Source organism: Gordonia jinhuaensis, from assembly GCF_014639795.1.
Lineage (GTDB): Bacteria > Actinomycetota > Actinomycetes > Mycobacteriales > Mycobacteriaceae > Gordonia_B > Gordonia_B jinhuaensis.
This window is the reverse complement of record NZ_BMGC01000086.1, coordinates 1-1,849: the sequence shown is the minus strand read 5'-3', so window position 1 is coordinate 1,849 and position 1,849 is coordinate 1. Positions and strand designations below refer to the sequence as shown.

At 62.7% G+C, this 1,849-nt stretch carries 2 protein-coding genes; both read right to left on the bottom strand.

Going from position 1 to position 1,849, the window contains the following annotated elements:
• Nucleotides 1–17: 17 nt before the first annotated feature.
• On the bottom strand, nucleotides 18–1,235 hold the full coding sequence (locus IEW22_RS19720; protein WP_229742935.1) for a glutamate decarboxylase: 1,218 nt from the start codon (nucleotides 1,233–1,235) through the stop codon (nucleotides 18–20).
• Between the two features lie 14 nt (nucleotides 1,236–1,249).
• The coding region (locus IEW22_RS19715) for a linear amide C-N hydrolase (protein ID WP_188589084.1) at nucleotides 1,250–1,849 on the bottom strand (600 nt) is incomplete at its 5' end.

Sequence of the window (1,849 nt, the reverse complement as noted above, 5' to 3'; positions counted from 1 at the left end):
TTCGGCCCACCACGGACTCACCCCCGCCGAGTTCGCCCTACAGTGGACCACGACCCACCAACCTCAAGCCGCATAGCGACTGGACCATCGAATGGGTCCCCCTCAATGGTGTCGCCGCGACTGACGAGTTCGAACGGCCCGAGGGATTCGATGCCACTCGACAGATACTGCGCCACATCAAGCGAACTCTGCTGTATCTGCCGGAAGCCTTCCTTGCCGAGACGCAGAAACATGTAGTACTGCAACAGCACCTGTGCACCCGGTCGCGAGAAGTTCAGTGCGAGTGTGGGCATGCTGCCGCCGAGGTAGCTCACGTGGAACACCATCGACTCGGGGAGCGCATCGGTGTCACGCCAGATCACCCATCCCACACCGGGATACACCAGTCCGTACTTGTGACCGGAGGTGTTGATCGACGCGACGCGCGGTACCCGGAAGTCCCATTCGAGGTCGGGCTGGCAGAACGGGGCGATCATGGCTCCAGATGCGCCGTCGACGTGGATCTGCAGATCGAGTCCGGTCTCCTCGTGCAGCGCGTCGAGGGCCTGCGAGATCTTCAGAACCGGTTCGTACAGTCCGTGATAGGTCACACCCATGATCGCGACCACACCGATGGTGTTCTCGTCGCAGTACTTCTCCAGATCCTGACCCTCGAAAACCAGGTGATCCTCGGTAATCGGCACCCAGCGCGGCTCCACCTCGAAGTAGTTGAGAAACTTCTCCCAGCACACCTGAACTGCCGTCGACAGAACGAGATTGGGCTTGTCGTACGGCTTTCCGGCGTCTTTCTGCTTCTGCTGCCAGCGCCGCTTGAGTGCCAGACCGCCGAGCATGCACGCCTCCGACGAGCCGATCGTGGAGGTGCCGATGGTGTTGGTGGGTTCGGGGGCGTGCCAGAGGTCGGCGAGGATCTTCCAACAGCGGTCTTCGATCGCCGCGGTCTGCGGGTACTCGTCCTTGTCGACCATGTTCTTGTCGACGGTCTCGGCATACAGGCGGCGTGCCTCGTCGTCCATCCATGTGGACACGAACGTCGCCAGATTCAACCGCGCGTTGCCGTCGAGCATCGCCTCGTCGTGAACGATCTGGTACGCCGTCTCTGCCAGGCTCGGACCGTCGGGCATCCGGAACTTCGGCAGTTCGTCTTGTTCGCCGGTCTGCACGAACACCGGCCGCAGTTCGATCGAGTCGCTGATGTTGGTGTCATGGGTGGGGATGAAACGCGGGGTGTCCATCGGCTGACTCCTGTTCAGCTGTTGGCGAATTCGCTCTCGCGCTGCGGTGCGTCACTGGTCGGCGCGACCTCGTTCTTCTTGCGCAGACCCTCGAGGATCGACACCGTCAGGAAGGTCATCGGACCCGCATCGGTGAATTCCTGGCTCACGTTTCCGGCCACCCCGCCCGCGAGCGCCACGGTGGAATGCAGATCGAGACGCAACTGTGGTGCGCCCTCGGAGAAGTCGAGGTCGGTGAAGTCAACCCACACCACATTCGGTGCGGTGGTGGACTCGAACACGTACCGCCGATTGGTGAGGTCCGCGACGGTGGTCCAGATCGTCTGGGATGCGTCGGGTTTGCCGGGATCCGGGGTCCGGAAAGGTTGTGCCACATTGCGCATCACGCTGGCGAGCGCTGCGATCGCCTGCAGTTGCGACGAAGGTTGCGGCAGTCGCTCGGAGTAATACGCTGCACGCGCAAAGCGATCCGACGCCAGCGTCGTACCTGGGACGGGCTTGTCGCCGCCGGGGGCTGGTGCACGAGTAGGTGACATCTGATCTGGCTTGCCCTGCCGGGCGGCCTGGAAGGATGCCAGCTGTGCCCAAGCCCTATCCCCAGGAGTTCCGCGACG

Bases quoted from the DNA above. Each gene is read 5' to 3' on its own strand.
- IEW22_RS19720 (WP_229742935.1), bottom strand. From the start codon at position 1,235: ATGGACACCCCGCGTTTCATCCCCACCCATGACACCAACATCAGCGAC.